This is a genomic window from Roseobacter sp. (genome assembly GCF_045106495.1).
GTDB lineage: Bacteria > Pseudomonadota > Alphaproteobacteria > Rhodobacterales > Rhodobacteraceae > Roseobacter.
Genome location: NZ_JBGCEQ010000010.1, coordinates 284,485 through 299,660, shown reverse-complemented (window position 1 = coordinate 299,660; position 15,176 = coordinate 284,485). Strand labels below are relative to the sequence as shown.

The following is a 15,176-nucleotide window of genomic DNA, read 5'->3' as shown; positions in this document are numbered from 1 at the left end:
TGGACACAAACAGGCCCGCTTGAGTCAGCGGTTTGACTGCTGTTGGATTTCGCGTTTTCGCAAGGGCATTTTGTCAATTGTGCGGGTGATTTCGCGCACGTCCCACGGAAAAGGTTTGCGCAGATTTACGCCACCGTCCTTGGCAATGATCACCAGCATAAAGTCGCGTGGACGCAGTTTGCGGCGCAATTCTGATTGTGCGTCGGGGTCGGTATCAGTGATGACAACGACGTCTCGTGACAACAATTCTTCTGGGCGTTCACGCAGCAATCTCATCTGCTCGATGAAGGCGGGATTGTTTTCACTATCGGAAAAGACAACCACAGGACGATTTTTCCATTTAAATTGGTTCAAATCGATTTCGTCTATCTCCAAAAAGAGCATTTCAGACGGTTCCGATTCTGCTGTTTGGGCAACCGTCCCAGTTGCAAAAAAGCACGCTATAACAAGGGGTAAAATCGTTTTCATCACATCTCCTGTAAGGGGTAATATAAGCCTGTGTGCCGGATATGCGATGGGTAATGCGCGCAAATTTACCATTAAATCCGCGGCAAGGGATTTGGAGTAGTGTTTTCACTCACCCCAACTCTCCGGCCGTATGGGGCGGTCGCCAGACAATGGTTCAATTGCGTCATGGACGTTACACTTCATATCGGTGCGCATCGCACCGGCACGTCGACTTTTCAGGACTATATGCGACGGCATGTAGATGCCCTTGCGTCTGAAGGTGTCGGGTATTGGGGACCAGGGCGCAGGCGGCGCGGAGTGTTTAGGCGTATCGCTTCGCCATCGACGAAGTCAAAGCGCGGTCGGCTTCATTACGGTGCCGATGAGTGCGTTAAGATGCAGCTCAAGGAGGCCCAGGAACGTGGTATCCATACGCTGATTGTCAGTGACGAAAATGTGGCTGGGACTGTGCGGGGCAATATTGACGAGGGATGCCTGTACAATGGGATCGGCGCGCGCGTGTCACGTTTTGCCCGCGCATTCGAGGGTCATATTACCACAGTTGTTTTCTGCCCGCGCAGTCTCGAACTTTATTGGAGCTCTGCCTTGTCCCACGGTTTGTCGCGCGGGCAAGCGGTGCCGGACCGCAACAAACTTCGAGGTATTGCACTTTCGAAACGGGGATGGCGTGATGTCATAACAGATCTGGCTCGAGCGGTGCCTGAAGCAGAGCTCAAAATTATGCCTTTTGAGCGCTTCGCAGGGCGGCCTGAGGTCTTTTTGGAACGTGCGACAGGCATACAGGGACCTAAGGACACCAGTCGTCAGTGGTTGAATCGCGCGCCTAACCTTCCAGACTTGCGGCGCGTCTTGAAGAACAATGGGAATTTGGGTGCGGTTCTTCCTTTTGGCATGGGGCGCTGGAACCCTTTCACGCCAGAAGAAAATGCCGCCCTGCGCGAAACATTTGCGGACGATATGATGTGGCTGGTCGCTGGCGCGAACGGCTTGGCTACTTTGACAGAGGATCAGGCACGCGAAAGAACGGGGAAAACCCCGTCAAGCGATGCACAAGCACAAGGACATGGCAATGAGTTCGAAGAAAGACAAGTGGCGCAACCTGGCTGAAGCTGAGTTGCGCGGCAAGCCGTTGGATGATCTGATCTGGCAAACCCTCGAAGGAATTGCGGTACAGCCGATCTATACTGCTGAGGACATCGCGGGCCTGGATCATCTCGATTCGATCCCCGGCGAAGCACCTTACACTCGGGGTGTGAAGGCAACCATGTATGCCGGGCGCCCGTGGACCATTCGCCAATACGCGGGATTTTCGACGGCCGAGGAAAGCAACGCTTTTTACAGACGCGCATTGGCGGCCGGCCAGCAGGGGGTTTCGGTGGCTTTTGATCTGGCAACTCACCGCGGGTATGACAGTGATCATCCCCGTGTTGAGGGCGACGTGGGCAAAGCTGGCGTTGCAATTGACAGCGTCGAGGACATGAAAATTCTCTTTGATGGCATTCCCCTCGACAAGGTGTCGGTCTCCATGACCATGAACGGCGCGGTGATTCCGATCCTTGCGAGTTTCATTGTGGCGGGCCAAGAACAGGGGCACGACAAGTCGCTTCTGTCTGGCACAATTCAAAACGACATTCTGAAAGAGTTCATGGTGCGTAATACCTACGTTTATCCGCCTGAGCCTTCGATGCGGATCATCGCGGACATCATCGAGTATACGTCCGATCACATGCCTAAATTCAATTCTATTTCCATCTCCGGCTATCACATGCAGGAGGCAGGTGCGAATTTGGTACAAGAGCTTGCATTTACCCTTGCAGATGGTCGCGAATATGTGCGCGCTGCAATTGCGCGTGGCATGGATGTGGACAAATTTGCGGGCCGTTTGTCGTTCTTTTTTGCCATTGGCATGAATTTTTTCATGGAGGCCGCTAAGCTGCGCGCCGCGCGTCTGCTATGGAGCCGCATCATGGAGGAGTTTGAGCCGAAAAATCCAAAGTCTTCGATGTTGCGTACGCACTGCCAGACCTCGGGTGTCAGCCTTCAGGAACAGGATCCGTACAATAACGTGATCCGCACGGCCTATGAGGCGATGAGCGCAGTCTTGGGCGGTACACAGTCCTTGCACACCAACGCTTTGGACGAGGCTATCGCCTTGCCGACTGAAAATTCAAGTCGAATTGCCCGTAATACTCAGCTGATCTTGCAAGAAGAAACCGGCGTTACCAATGTCGTCGATCCGCTTGCGGGCTCATATTACGTTGAAAAAATGACGGCGGATTTGGCGGACGCGGCGTGGAAACTCATTGAAGAAGTTGAGGACATGGGTGGCATGACCAAGGCTGTTGCTTCTGGCATGCCCAAACTACGCATCGAAGAAGCCGCCGCCATGCGGCAAGCAGGCATTGATCGTGGCACCGAAGTGATTGTCGGTGTCAATAAATACCGTCGCGACTCCGAAGATCCGATTGATATTCTGGACATCGACAATGCTGCCGTACGTGACAGCCAGATCGCGCGTTTGGAAAAAATACGAGCCGTTCGCGACAAGGTCGCATGTGAAACCGCATTGACCGCGGTGTCACGGCGCGCAGCTGAAGGCGGGAACTTGCTCGAAGCTGCGATTGAAGCAGCACGCGCCCGCGCCACGGTAGGAGAGATCAGCATGGCGATGGAAAAATCCTTCGGTCGTCACCGCGCGGAAGTAAAAACACTCGCAGGTGTGTATGGAGCTGCATACGAAGGCGATGAAGGCTTCGCGGCAATTCAGAAATCAGTTGAAGAATTTGCCGAAGCGGAAGGGCGCAGACCGCGCATGCTCGTTGTGAAAATGGGTCAGGACGGCCACGACCGTGGTGCCAAAGTGATAGCGACGGCCTTCGCCGATATTGGATTTGATGTGGACGTAGGACCGCTTTTCCAAACCCCGGCGGAGGCGGCTCAAGATGCGGTCGACAATGACGTGCATGTAATCGGCATCAGTTCTCAGGCCGCGGGACACAAAACGCTGGCGCCGCAGCTGGTCAACGCACTTAATGAGGCTGGGGCGGAGGATATCTTGGTCATTTGCGGCGGGGTTATCCCGCAACAGGACTACCAATTTCTCTACGATGCGGGAGTCAAAGCTATCTTTGGGCCCGGAACGAACATTCCCAAGGCAGCACAGGACATTCTAAAGTTGATATCTGCCACGCGGTCTTAAATCTGCACGCGGTGGTGGGCACTAAACTGTACTTTCAGCAACTTGATTGTCGCAGAGCTGGTGTCCTATCGCCCCGGGTGAAAACCTTACATGAAACATGACGCTGGCAACGTTAAGAAATATACATGATTGCGCAAGAACTGAAATTTCTAACACATTTGTTGGCATGAAGCTGTATTGGTGGATTTTCGCCAAGTACAGTCCTTGTAAGGATTTGGATTTTGCAGGACAAACCTGACGCCCGCGTTGCGCAACACAATTGCGTTTTGGGCTTGGGCAAGGATGTGAAAATGGTTTTTGTTCGGGGAGAACGATGGAGCTAGATCACCTCGCGATTTCGGGTGAGACCCTGGAAGAAGCCCGTGCATATGTTGAAGACAAACTGGGCGTTTCGTTAAACGCCGGGGGACAACATGACTTTTTTGCAACTCACAATGCGCTGTTGGGACTTGAAGATGGTCTTTATCTGGAAGCAATTGCAATTGACCCTGAAGCTCCCGCACCCGAAAGGCCGCGATGGTTTGACCTGGATCGTTTTTCAGGCGCACCGCGGCTTACAAATTGGATTTGCCGAACAGAGAACCTTGCCGGTCAATTGGCAGATATGCCAGCCAAGATGGGTGCGTCGGTGGCGCTGCAACGTGCAGATTTGCGCTGGCGCATGGCCGTGCCCGATGACGGCCTTCTGCCGTTTGACAATTGCGCGCCGGCGTTGATGCAATGGGATACGCCGTTTCATCCTGCCGACACGTTGAGATCGTCCGGGGTGAGATTGCGGCGCTTGACGGTTTCTCATCCCAAAGCGGACGCTTTGCAAGCACTGATTTCTGGCCAATTGCGCGATGACAGGTTGCGCTACGTCAAAGGTGATGTTGCGCTCGCTGCCGAGTTTGACACGCCCCATGGATCTCGCATTCTCACATGAACATTCGACCCGCAATAACAGACGACGCAGCTTCGGTCGCAGGACTTTGGAACGTTATGATCCGTGAGACGTTGTCGACCTTCACGACGGATGAGAAATCCATTCCCGAGTTGGAGACCATGATCAGCACACGATCAGGCGCATTTTTTGTTGCAATTGACGAAGACCAGACAGTCGGCTTTGCGACATTCGGCCCGTTTCGTTCCGGTCCTGGGTATGCTCACACTGCAGAACACACTGTGATTGTGGCCCGGACCTATCACGGGCAGGGTATTGGCCGTAAATTGTTGGGTGCTGCCGAACAAGCGGCGCAGACGTCGGGCCATCATGTCATGGTCGCAGGGATCAGCCACACCAACCTGGCCGCACAGGGTTTTCATCAGAAGTTGGGATACGCTCAAGTCGGTCGGTTACCCCAAGTGGGTTTCAAATTTGGGCAATGGCTAGACCTTGTCCTGATGCAGAAAATCTTTTGACGCGACGCTTCGCCCCCTGACATGGCCAAGGCTAGCAGGTAAGATCCACTCATGTCGATTTGGTCCCGTATCTCAGAAGCGCTGTCAGCTCTCGCCGCTGGAGAAAGTCTTTCAGCTGTTTTCGACCGCTTGCGCAGCCCGCCGGAACGCTCAGTGGCTTTCGCAATTGCCGTCATCGCTCTGGGCGCCAAAATGGCCAAGGCGGACGGTCATGTTACGCGTGACGAAGTCACTGCTTTTCGCGAAGTGTTTCATATTGCAGCTCAGGATGAAGCAGGCGCGGCCAAGGTTTTTAATCTGGCCCGGCAGGATGTTGCAGGGTTCGAGGAATATGCTGACCGGATCAAATCCATGTTTTCCGGTGAGCCTGAAACACTGCTTGATCTGCTGGAAGGGCTGTTTCACATCGCCATGGCAGACGGATTCTATCATCCAAACGAAGATGCCTTTTTGGAGCGTGTCACCGAAATTTTCGATTTGCCTCAAGCAGAGTTCAATCGTTTGCGGATGCGATTTGCGCCGGATGCGCACCAGGACCCCTATGCCGTTTTGGGTGTCACGGCGGACATGCCTCACTCAGAAATTCGCAAAGCATGGCGCAGGCTTGTGCGAGAGAACCATCCCGATGTCATGATGGCGCGCGGTGTTCCGCAGGAAGCCATGCAATTGGCGCAAAAGCGAATGGCCGACATCAATCGTGCCTGGGACGAGATTTCCGTTGCGGCTCATTGATGCGTTTGGCGACATATAATGTCGAGTGGTTCGCCAATCTGTTTGACGATCAAAACCAGCTGGAAATGACCGGCAACTGGTCGGCGCGCTACAAAGTAACCAAAAGAGAACAGGCCGAAGCATTGGGCGTTGTTTTCGGCGCAATGAACGCAGACGCCATCCTGATCGTCGAGGCGCCGGATACAAACGGCAAGCGTAAGACAGTGCCCGCCTTGGAAAACTTCGCCGCCCATTTCGGGATGCGCGCGCGTGAGGCGATCATGGGCTTTATGAATGACACGCAACAGGAAATTGCTCTACTCTATGATCCCGATGTCATATCGGCGAAACATGCACCGCAGGCTGGGACAACAGACGTACCGCGTTTTGACGGAAAATTTGAGATCGATTTGGACATCGACGCCACGCGTGATCAGGTAATGTTCTCCAAGCCGCCACTGGAATTGCAGGTTACGACCAAATCCGGGACAAGCCTTCATCTGATCGGCGCTCATTTGAAATCCAAGGCACCGCATGGAGCACGCAATGAAGCGCACGCCATGAAACTGGCCATTGCCAACAGGCGCAAACAGTTGGCTCAGGCAATCTGGCTGCGTGCTCGGATAGACCAGCATTTGTTGCAAGGCACCTCACTTATGGTGATGGGCGATCTCAATGACGGGCCGGGACTGGATGAGTTCGAAGATCTTTTTGGGCGATCCTCCGTTGAGATTGTCATGAAAGGGCAGGCAGGTAACTTGTATGATCCGCACGCGGACCGGGCACTGAACACACGGTTTGGCGTGGCGCCGACATCTGCCCGTTTTTGGATCAGGCCTGAAAAACGATATCTACAAGCGCTTTTGGACTATATCATGGTTTCTCCTGACCTCAGGACACGAGGCTCTGTCTGGCGCATATGGCACCCATTGGATGATCCAGAATGCTGGGCAAATGCGCAGCTACGCGACGCTTTAGTCGCAGCGTCTGATCATTTCCCGGTCACGATAGATTTAGACATCTGATCTCGAAGAATCGTGCGATCGGGGCTACATTGTGGACATGCGCTACTTGTTGGTTGCCATTCTAACTCTGCATATTGCTGCGCTGCCCTTGGCGGCACAGGACGAAGATCCGCCGTCTATGATGGAACAGGGGATGCGGCAGTTTTTTGAAGGGCTGCTGCTGGAAATGGAGCCGGCTTTCGACAGCATGCGGGGTTTCATGGAGGAAATGGGGCCCGCACTGACCGATTTGATGGGCCAAATTGATGACTGGTCCGTTTATGAAACGCCCGAAATACTGGAGAATGGCGATATTATCATCCGCCGTAAGCCAGAAAGCGAATTGCCAGAAGAAAACCTACCTCAGATCGATCTTTAATTGCGCGCAGAGCGTATTTTTTTGACCTCGACCTGGGCTCCAAGGGACGATGCAAGTGACATCAGCCGTGCCTCGGCGACCTCCCCAAAAAGCGGAACCATGTCAGGTGTAAGCAAAAGGTGGAGCTGTTTTTTCTTTGAAAACCAACGTATTACACCGCGCTCCGCATCTTTTGTCATCCAGAGCATGGCACCGAAACGCATGGCTTTACCCAATATTTCTGCTTCGCGTTGTGCCTTTTCATCAATCAATTCACAAAGATCTTCAAAACGCGTGCCTTCGCGTTTGTTGGAATATCGGTGCAATAACGCCAACCCCAAAAACACCCTTTCGGTATGTTTCAAACCGCCCAGATTGGCCCGTGTCGCGTTGTCAAAACATGTTTCAGCGCGGTAATCAGGGTGCGCGCGCCAGCTGACATCATGCAACAGGCAAGCCGCTTTGATCAGTCGTCGGCGCGCGGGTGGCGTGGATTTGAAAATCGGGTGAAGGAATTCATAGAGTGATTTGCCGAAACCTGGCAGTCGCGCATCCTTCGCCTCGGCAAACCTGCAAGATTCGATCAGAGGATCCCGGTCACGCAGGCGCTGCGGCATCTGCTCATAAAGCATACCTTCGCGAATACCATAACTGGAAATTGCAATGTCCTTGGGTCGAAAAGTTTTCACCAACCGGCTCAGAACCTCGGCAGCCAATGGAACAAGGCTCATCCGCGCGGAGGAAATACCACAGGCACTTCGCAACTCTTCCAGATCGGCCTTCTGAATGAATTTGACTGTCTCGCTGATGCTGCGCACGGTCATGCGATATTCATGCAAAACATGCAGGGGATAACTGCGTCTATACATATCAACGCGCGCGATGGCCCGCCAAGAGCCACCGACAAGAAACAGTCGGTCGCGTTGTTTGCCCATGGCTGCTTCAAGATCGGCCATTGTTTTTTTGATATGCGCGTCACGCCCCTTTTTGCCGCCCTTAACTTCACGCAATTTCAACGGGCCTAATGAAGATGTCTCGCGCCTGCCGACACGCCCGTCAGATATTTCAGCAAGTTCCATCGAGGAGCCGCCAATGTCGCAGACCAGCCCGTACGAGCCGGGCCAACCGAGTAGAACACCCTGTGCCGAAAGACGCGCCTCTGCCTTGCCGTCGATGACCCAGATGCGTAGCCCGGTTTCGCGTTTTACCTCGGCTTGAAAATCTGGGCCGTCGCTGGCATCTCGAACAGCGGCAGTTGCCACGATGGTCAGTTCCCGCAAACCCATTCCCTGGGCAAGATGTTGAAAACGGCGCAAGGCATTGAGCGCCCTTACCCGGCCCTGTGGGTTTAGAACACCGCTTTCCGACAAGCCCGCCCCCAGCGCACACATGATCTTTTCATTGTAGAAGTAGGCGGGCGACCGCGCCGCGCCATCAAAAACCACCAAACGCACGGAGTTCGACCCAACATCCACCACACCGACGCGCGACAGGGCGCGCGCTTTTGGGTCCTCGAAAAGCGGTCGGCCAAACAACCCCATATCCACCGGTTCTGTTTGCACGAGTGCGCGTGCGGTTCGTTCGCTTGTTTCGGTCATGCAGACATCCGGAATATTGCAGGCTTACCCTGTTCAATAAATTCGCATGGGTCAACATTCTCAGCCGCCCCTGCGTCGTTTTTGACGCAAGGGGTTAGTCTTCGGTGTGGGTCAGTTTGGGTACATCGGAGGCCCCGGCGGACCCACGCCCAGAAAGCGAGGGGTTTTCCATGAAAAATCGGTGGCAGTTGAACGCGAATGTGCCTTCCTGCAGAGGTGGGCGATTAAAAAACCCATCCGCTCCCATGACCCAGCTTTGAGCGACATCAGCCAGATTAGCGGCCATGATCTGGCCAACAATCTGGGCTTTGACGGTTGGATTTTCAATCTCGACTAGCGTTTCAACGCGTCGGTTCAGGTTGCGTCCCATCCAGTCGGCCGATGATATGAAAACGCGTGCTTTTTTGTGCGGCAGGCCGTGACCATTGCCGAAGCAGACGATGCGCGAGTGTTCCAGAAAGCGGCCAACGATGGATTTGACGCGAATGTTGTCGCTGAGCCCCTTGATGCCAGGCCGCAACCCACAAATGCCCCGGATCACGAGGCTGATCTTCACACCGGCCTGGCTGGCCGCATAGAGCGCGTCGATGACTTCGCTGTCGATCAGGGAATTCATTTTCGCCCAGAGGACAGCAGGCTTGCCGTTGCGAGCATGATCCGCTTCAGCCGCGATCAGTTCCAGAAGGCGCGGTTTGAGTGTAGTGGGTGAGATTGCCAAATTGTCCAGACCATCCGGAAGCGCATAGCCTGAAAGATAGTTGAACACCTTGGTGGCATCTCGGCCCAACCGTTGATCGCAGGTAAAGAGTGACAGGTCGGTATATATGCGCGCCGTAATCGGATGGTAGTTGCCGGTACCATAGTGCGTGTAGGTGATCAGCTGATTGCCTTCGCGACGTACAACAGTGGATATTTTTGCATGGGTTTTGAGATCCAGAAAGCCATAGACCACGTGCGCACCCGCGCGTTCCAGCCTGCGCGACTGGCGAATATTTGCGGCTTCATCAAAGCGCGCTTTTAACTCTACAAGAGCGGTGACCGATTTGCCGTCTTCTGCAGCCTCGCAGAGCGCCTCGACAATGGGGCTGTCACGCGACGTGCGGTACAGGGTCTGTTTGATCGCAACAACCTTCGGGTCGCGCGCAGCTTGCTGCAAAAACCGCACAACCATGTCGAAGGTCTCATAAGGGTGATGCAACAGCATGTCCTTGTTTCGGATCGCGGCCAGCATATCGCCATCGTAGTCCGAAACGCGTTCTGGCACGCGGGGGGTGAACATTGGCCACAAGAGATCGGGTCGGCTGTCCAAAACCAGTTCTTTGAGATCTGATGCTCCGATCATACCGTCGATCTGAATGACTTCTTCCTGATCAACACCTAGTTCTTCCATGACAACGGATTTGAGCATTGCTGGTGCGTCAGCAGAATGCGTCAAACGGACAACTTCACCGCGGCGGCGACGTTTCAGAGCCACTTCAAATTCGCGCACAAGGTCTTCGGCTTCTTCTTCGACTTCGAGGTCACTGTCTCTGAGGACCCGGAATTCGAAATGCGCCTTGAGCTTATATCCAGGAAAGAGACCGGCGATGTTCAGCACCAGTAGTTCTTCGAGGGGTAAAAAACGGCTTTGACCATCTTTTGCGGGCAAAGCAACAAAGCGGTCAATTTGCGCCGGTATAGGCAAAAGGGCTTGCAAGGGGCGCTTGTCCGAGGTGCGTTCCAGTTGCAACGCAAGCGCATAGCCAGTGTTCGGGATAAAGGGGAATGGATGCGCGGGATCAATGGCAAGCGGCGACAAAACCGCGAAAACCTGCGTCAGGAATACGTCCTGAAGGTACTTTCGGTCCGCCGCAGTCAGATCGGCGCAGCGCAGTACAAAAATCCCTTCCCCTTCCAGTTCTTTGAGCAAAGACACCAAAACACGCTGCTGGGTTTCCAGCAATTGTCGGGCGTTTTCGTCAATCAACAAAAGCTGTTCTGCAGGACTCAGCCCGTCCGCTGCCGGTGTGGTATTGCCGGCATGGGAAAGTTCGCGCAGTCCTGCGACGCGCACCGTGTAGAATTCGTCAAGGTTGGATGCCGAAATGGACAGAAACCGAAGCCGTTCAAGCATCGGAACGCGCGGGTTTTCGGCTTCTTGCACAACGCGCCAGTTGAACCCAAGCCAGCTGAGTTCGCGGTTGAAGAAACGCTCAGGACCGCCCGCATCCAGATCGGGCATTTCTGCTGCTTCGGGAAAATCGGAGGCTAGAAAATCGGCTTGGGTCATGCAGGCCTTGTAGAGCATTCAGTGTGAAAGTTATGTGACAACTATGGCGTGCTGGTGTCGTCCTTGTCCAGCACACCAGCGGCAAGTGTCCGTGACAGCGGGCGTTTTTGTGCCAGTGATGCTTTATCCAGCCGGGCGACCAGTTCCCCTGCTGCGGCAAAGGAGCGGTCCATGCGCCGGATCAAATAGGGGATCAGATCGGCTTTGGGCGTCAGCTGGCGATCAGCAAATAGTTTGGCAAGAACCGCCGATAGCAAAGTGTCATCGGGTGCGTTCAGCGCAACCGCCGGAGCTGCAGAGATCCGACTGGACAAATCCGGCAGGCTCAACCCCCAGTCTCGCACTACCGGTCGGCCCGTCAGTAAAAGTGCGTGGCCCTCCGCCAGCAAGAGATTATGCAGGTGAAAAAGTGCGGTTTGCGCGGCAGGATCTTCAGCGATGCCGGGAACATCTTCGATCGCAATCGAACCCCTTGCCAGATCGGGCACCATGTCTTCGGTGATGTCAGTCGCGGGCAGGATCTTTGCGCCGCGGATTTGCCCCCAGACATGGGCCAGATGTGTTTTTCCGGACCCATCAGGACCGGTGAGAACTAGTTTATCAATCTGTGTGTTTTCAATCATGGCCAGAGCGACAGCATTTGACGGCGCGATCAGAAAATCAGCGCGCCCCAAAGCTGGAACGCTGGGCAAATCTAACCCCAGTTGTTCGGTCATATTAGTCCTCGTCTCGTCCCGAGAGGCCTCGGTAGAGCAGCGAATGTTTGTACTGTCCCACGGCGAAACGCGTGACCACGCCTATTGCCGCCGCCACAGGCACGGCCACAAGCATACCGACAAATCCAAACAGAGCGCCAAAAACAGAGAGTGCCAGGATGAGCCAGACCGGGTGGAGGCCGACGGAGCTACCAACCAGTTTGGGCGTCAGAACATTGCCTTCTACCACCTGGCCAATCACGAAAATTCCCGCGACCAATCCAATCGAAAACCAGTCGCCCCAGAACTGGAACAAGGCCAGCCCGATGGCAAGAGCCCCTCCAATCAGAGCACCGAGATAAGGAATGAATGTCACCAGCCCGGCGATGAAGCCGACGACCAGACCAAATTGCAGACCAACAATCATCAATGCTACGGCGTAATATGTGCCTAGGATCAGGCAAACAGTTCCCATGCCGCGAATAAACGAAGAGAGAGTGCCGTCAATTTCGCGCGCCAGCTGCCGGATGATATGCGCGTGATCTCGCGGCAATAGATCGTCGATGCGTTCGACCATATTGTCCCAATCCAAAAGCAAATAAACCGAAACCACGGGGACGATAACGATCAAAACAACAACATTCAGGATCGAAGCCACCGACCCCAGTGCTGTGTCCAGAAGCTCGGCACCGCGACTTTTGATGGTTTCACCAACCGAGTCGATGGATTGACGCAGCGTCGAGCTGGCATCCAGCAAGGAAGGAAAGCGCTCGGTGACAAAGGCGCTGATGCTTTTGGCGTATTCAGGTGCCACATTGAACAGGGCCAAAGCCTGATTTGTCAGCGTCGGAATGACCAGTAAGGCCATTGTTACAAAAATGAAAAGGCCAGCGACTGTGATCACACCAGTTGCAGCAACGCGACTTAGTCCCAACCGTTCAAGCTTGTCTGCGACTGGGTCTAGGAAATACGCGATGGCGCCACCTAGGATAAACGGCAACAACACATGCCCCAAGGACCACAGCACTATGAGGAAAATCGCCGTGGCGATCCCCCAATAAGTCAACTGTTTGTGCACGGGAAGTGCCATTACAACTCCGGTGTTTCGACAAGAAGTGACATCGCTCATGCGAGCGGTTGTTTCAAGTCAATAAAGGATAGTCATCGGGGCATGTTTTTGATCAAGCGGCCGAAGGAACTGCCAAAATACGGTTTAACGACAAAGGCCCCGCGTCCGCGGGGCCCAAGCGCAAGGTTTCAATGAGATCAGTGACAGGTTGGCCGCGTGCCGGGCAACAGGACTTTGTCAACCACATGGATAACGCCGTTGTCTGCTTCAATGTTGGCGACAATGACGGTCGCTGTCTCGCCAGTACCATCGCCAATCGATACACCATCCGCGCTCTTGCTGATGCACAACCGTTGCGAGGCTAGGACAGGTTTGAAGTAGTTCGACCCGTTGGGAATCATTTCAGCGGTCAGCTTGCGGTCATCCACGTGATAGAGCAGCACGTCGGTGAGTTGGTCTTTGTTCTCGGGTTTCAAGAGGGTTTCCACAGTGCCTTCAGGCAGCGCGGCAAACGCATCGTTGACAGGCGCATACACAGTGAAAGGTCCTGGGCCTTGCAGGGTTTCGACCAGACCCGCTGCCGAGACAGCTGCGACTAGCGTGGAGAAACGCGCGTCGCCGGAAGCGATCTCTACAATGTTAGCGGCCTGGGCGGTTGATCCTAAGGTCAATGCTGTTGCGGCAACGGCTGCGAATTTGCGAAAATATGTCATGGTTGGTCCTTTTTTTCAGTATCATTCATGCCTGTCTGGCATGTTCGGGTTACGGCCCTGACTTGTGATGGATCAGAGGACTCGCGGCTTTGTGAGAAACGTGTAATATTTGCACACGTGATTTTCAAATTCCGATATCCTAGCGTTTCGAGCGTGGTCAGGCGCTTTTGACCCGGTGCCGGTTTCACGATTGCGGGGCTGCGTTCTTTCGCCTAATCAGGGGCGACCTGAGACTTGAGAGGACATCCCATGCGCCTGACCCGCTATTTCCTGCCTGTGCTGCGTGAAAACCCGGCCGAGGCACAGATTGTAAGCCACCGGTTGATGCTGCGTGCTGGCATGATCAAACAAAACTCAGCGGGGATTTACTCATGGTTGCCTCTGGGGTTCAAAGTGCTGCGCAAGCTTGAGAACATTGTCCATGAAGAACAGGCGCGCGCTGGCCACATCGCGATGTTGATGCCGACGCTTCAATCAGCTGATCTGTGGCGTGAAAGCGGGCGGTATGACGCCTACGGCCCGGAGATGCTGCGTGTGCGAGACCGTCAGGATCGGGACATGCTCTATGGTCCGACCAACGAAGAGATGATCACGGATATTTTTCGGGCGCATGTTGGCAGCTACAAGGACTTGCCGCTGACGCTTTACCATATCCAATGGAAGTTCCGCGATGAGATGCGTCCGCGTTTTGGTGTGATGCGCGGGCGCGAGTTCTTCATGAAGGACGGGTACAACTTTGATCTTACCAAAGAAGACGCCATGCATGCGTACAACAGGCATCTGGTAAGCTATCTGCGTACCTACGAGAGGATGGGCCTTCAGGCGATCCCGATGCGCGCGGATTCCGGGCCCATTGGTGGGGACGACACGCATGAGTTTCTGGTACTGGCGGAAACGGGCGAGTCTGAAGTGTTCTACGACGGCGCCGTTACCGATCTTACGTTTGGCGACCGCCACATTGATTACGATAGTGTGGAACAATGTGCCGGTGTCCTTGAGGAATTTACATCAAAGTATGCGCGTACGGACGAGACCCATGACCCAGCGCTATTCGAGCAGATCCCGGAAGAGCGCCGTCGCACGGCACGCGGAATTGAAGTGGGGCAGATTTTCTATTTTGGCACCAAGTATTCCGATGCCATGGGGGCAACGGTGCAGGGACCGGATGGCAAGCCGGTGCCTGTGCACATGGGCAGCCATGGGATCGGTGTCAGCCGCCTTGTTGGTGCTATCATCGAAGCCAGCCATGATGACAAGGGCATTATCTGGCCCGAAGGTGTGACGCCATTTCATTGCGGCATCGTGAATTTGAAGCAGGGTGACGCCGAGGCCGATGCCGCTTGCGAAAGCCTATATGCCAGCCTTCAGGCCTTGGGTCTTGAACCGCTCTACGACGACCGCAAAGAACGGGCGGGTGGAAAGTTTGCAACCATGGACCTGATTGGATTGCCATGGCGAATTACGGTGGGGCCGCGCGGTCTCAAGCAAGGTGTTGTTGAGGTAACCAGCAGGCGCACAGGTGAAAGTGAAGAAATGCCCCCCGAACAGGCAGCGAAAAAGATCGCGGACATCTACAATGGGCTCAGCAGCTCTGAACATGTATAGATGATGGGCCAGCGGTCGTTTCTCACCTATATCTAGGGCTTTGCCACGGCACTGAGTTCTGATAGATTTTGCGACGTGCTGCCTGG

At 54.4% G+C, this 15,176-nt stretch carries 14 protein-coding genes; 8 read left to right on the top strand and 6 right to left on the bottom strand.

Annotated elements, in window-relative coordinates:
• Positions 1-24: 24 nt before the first annotated feature.
• Positions 25-468, bottom strand: a complete 444-nt coding sequence (locus tag AB8B75_RS08415) for a DUF4174 domain-containing protein (RefSeq protein ID WP_405361376.1) — start codon at positions 466-468, stop codon at positions 25-27.
• 165 nt (positions 469-633) lie between these two features.
• Between AB8B75_RS08415 and AB8B75_RS08410 the strand changes: the two genes are divergently transcribed.
• From AB8B75_RS08410 to AB8B75_RS08380, 7 genes are all read left to right on the top strand, one after another.
• Positions 634-1,575: a hypothetical protein gene (locus tag AB8B75_RS08410; RefSeq protein WP_405361375.1), complete on the top strand. Its 942-nt coding sequence runs from the start codon at positions 634-636 to the stop codon at positions 1,573-1,575.
• The gene (scpA, locus tag AB8B75_RS08405; RefSeq protein ID WP_405361373.1) at positions 1,538-3,667 is read left to right on the top strand and encodes a methylmalonyl-CoA mutase; all 2,130 of its coding nucleotides are present in this window, start codon (positions 1,538-1,540) and stop codon (positions 3,665-3,667) included. Before AB8B75_RS08410 ends, scpA begins: the two co-directional genes overlap by 38 nt.
• 313 nt (positions 3,668-3,980) lie before the next feature.
• Positions 3,981-4,592, top strand: a complete 612-nt coding sequence (locus tag AB8B75_RS08400; RefSeq protein WP_405361372.1) for a VOC family protein — start codon at positions 3,981-3,983, stop codon at positions 4,590-4,592.
• The gene (locus AB8B75_RS08395) at positions 4,589-5,068 is read left to right on the top strand and encodes a GNAT family N-acetyltransferase (RefSeq protein WP_405361370.1); all 480 of its coding nucleotides are present in this window, start codon (positions 4,589-4,591) and stop codon (positions 5,066-5,068) included. The genes AB8B75_RS08400 and AB8B75_RS08395 overlap by 4 nt, the downstream gene beginning before the upstream one ends.
• Positions 5,069-5,119: 51 nt before the next feature.
• Positions 5,120-5,800, top strand: a complete 681-nt coding sequence (locus AB8B75_RS08390) for a TerB family tellurite resistance protein (RefSeq protein ID WP_405361369.1) — start codon at positions 5,120-5,122, stop codon at positions 5,798-5,800.
• Positions 5,800-6,804, top strand: a complete 1,005-nt coding sequence (locus AB8B75_RS08385; protein ID WP_405361367.1) for an endonuclease/exonuclease/phosphatase family protein — start codon at positions 5,800-5,802, stop codon at positions 6,802-6,804. The genes AB8B75_RS08390 and AB8B75_RS08385 overlap by 1 nt, the downstream gene beginning before the upstream one ends.
• Positions 6,805-6,841: 37 nt before the next feature.
• Positions 6,842-7,162 carry a hypothetical protein gene (locus AB8B75_RS08380; protein ID WP_405361405.1) on the top strand — a complete coding sequence of 107 codons (321 nt, stop codon included), beginning with the start codon at positions 6,842-6,844 and terminating at the stop codon, positions 7,160-7,162.
• On the opposite strand, the gene AB8B75_RS08375 is transcribed toward AB8B75_RS08380, so the two are convergent.
• The 5 genes from AB8B75_RS08375 to AB8B75_RS08355 form a co-directional block, all read right to left on the bottom strand.
• Positions 7,159-8,739 carry a Ppx/GppA family phosphatase gene (locus AB8B75_RS08375; RefSeq protein ID WP_405361366.1) on the bottom strand — a complete coding sequence of 527 codons (1,581 nt, stop codon included), beginning with the start codon at positions 8,737-8,739 and terminating at the stop codon, positions 7,159-7,161. The genes AB8B75_RS08380 and AB8B75_RS08375 overlap by 4 nt on opposite strands.
• A 94-nt stretch (positions 8,740-8,833) precedes the next feature.
• On the bottom strand, positions 8,834-11,008 hold the full coding sequence (locus AB8B75_RS08370) for an RNA degradosome polyphosphate kinase (protein ID WP_405361365.1): 2,175 nt from the start codon (positions 11,006-11,008) through the stop codon (positions 8,834-8,836).
• 41 nt (positions 11,009-11,049) lie between these two features.
• Positions 11,050-11,724: a chromosomal replication initiator DnaA gene (locus AB8B75_RS08365; RefSeq protein ID WP_405361364.1), complete on the bottom strand. Its 675-nt coding sequence runs from the start codon at positions 11,722-11,724 to the stop codon at positions 11,050-11,052.
• A gap of 1 nt (position 11,725) precedes the next feature.
• Complete coding sequence (locus tag AB8B75_RS08360) at positions 11,726-12,793, bottom strand: AI-2E family transporter (protein ID WP_405361363.1); 1,068 nt, start codon at positions 12,791-12,793, stop codon at positions 11,726-11,728.
• 176 nt (positions 12,794-12,969) lie between these two features.
• A complete protein-coding gene (locus AB8B75_RS08355; protein ID WP_405361361.1) occupies positions 12,970-13,485 on the bottom strand; it encodes a fasciclin domain-containing protein in 516 nt (171 codons plus the stop codon).
• 249 nt (positions 13,486-13,734) lie between these two features.
• Between AB8B75_RS08355 and proS the strand changes: the two genes are divergently transcribed.
• A complete protein-coding gene (proS, locus tag AB8B75_RS08350; protein WP_405361360.1) occupies positions 13,735-15,090 on the top strand; it encodes a proline--tRNA ligase in 1,356 nt (451 codons plus the stop codon).
• Positions 15,091-15,176: the final 86 nt, after the last annotated feature.

What these genes read in the sequence shown, in the direction of transcription:
- AB8B75_RS08375 (WP_405361366.1), bottom strand. Translation starts at nt 8,739, where the DNA reads ATGACCGAAACAAGCGAACGAACCGCACGCGCACTCGTGCAAACAGAA.
- AB8B75_RS08370 (WP_405361365.1), bottom strand. Translation starts at nt 11,008, where the DNA reads ATGACCCAAGCCGATTTTCTAGCCTCCGATTTTCCCGAAGCAGCAGAA.
- AB8B75_RS08400 (WP_405361372.1), top strand. Translation starts at nt 3,981, where the DNA reads ATGGAGCTAGATCACCTCGCGATTTCGGGTGAGACCCTGGAAGAAGCC.
- proS (WP_405361360.1), top strand. Translation starts at nt 13,735, where the DNA reads ATGCGCCTGACCCGCTATTTCCTGCCTGTGCTGCGTGAAAACCCGGCC.
- AB8B75_RS08365 (WP_405361364.1), bottom strand. Translation starts at nt 11,724, where the DNA reads ATGACCGAACAACTGGGGTTAGATTTGCCCAGCGTTCCAGCTTTGGGG.
- AB8B75_RS08390 (WP_405361369.1), top strand. Translation starts at nt 5,120, where the DNA reads ATGTCGATTTGGTCCCGTATCTCAGAAGCGCTGTCAGCTCTCGCCGCT.
- AB8B75_RS08395 (WP_405361370.1), top strand. Translation starts at nt 4,589, where the DNA reads ATGAACATTCGACCCGCAATAACAGACGACGCAGCTTCGGTCGCAGGA.
- AB8B75_RS08355 (WP_405361361.1), bottom strand. Translation starts at nt 13,485, where the DNA reads ATGACATATTTTCGCAAATTCGCAGCCGTTGCCGCAACAGCATTGACC.
- AB8B75_RS08360 (WP_405361363.1), bottom strand. Translation starts at nt 12,793, where the DNA reads ATGGCACTTCCCGTGCACAAACAGTTGACTTATTGGGGGATCGCCACG.
- AB8B75_RS08380 (WP_405361405.1), top strand. Translation starts at nt 6,842, where the DNA reads ATGCGCTACTTGTTGGTTGCCATTCTAACTCTGCATATTGCTGCGCTG.
- AB8B75_RS08385 (WP_405361367.1), top strand. Translation starts at nt 5,800, where the DNA reads ATGCGTTTGGCGACATATAATGTCGAGTGGTTCGCCAATCTGTTTGAC.
- AB8B75_RS08410 (WP_405361375.1), top strand. Translation starts at nt 634, where the DNA reads ATGGACGTTACACTTCATATCGGTGCGCATCGCACCGGCACGTCGACT.
- scpA (WP_405361373.1), top strand. Translation starts at nt 1,538, where the DNA reads ATGAGTTCGAAGAAAGACAAGTGGCGCAACCTGGCTGAAGCTGAGTTG.
- AB8B75_RS08415 (WP_405361376.1), bottom strand. Translation starts at nt 468, where the DNA reads ATGAAAACGATTTTACCCCTTGTTATAGCGTGCTTTTTTGCAACTGGG.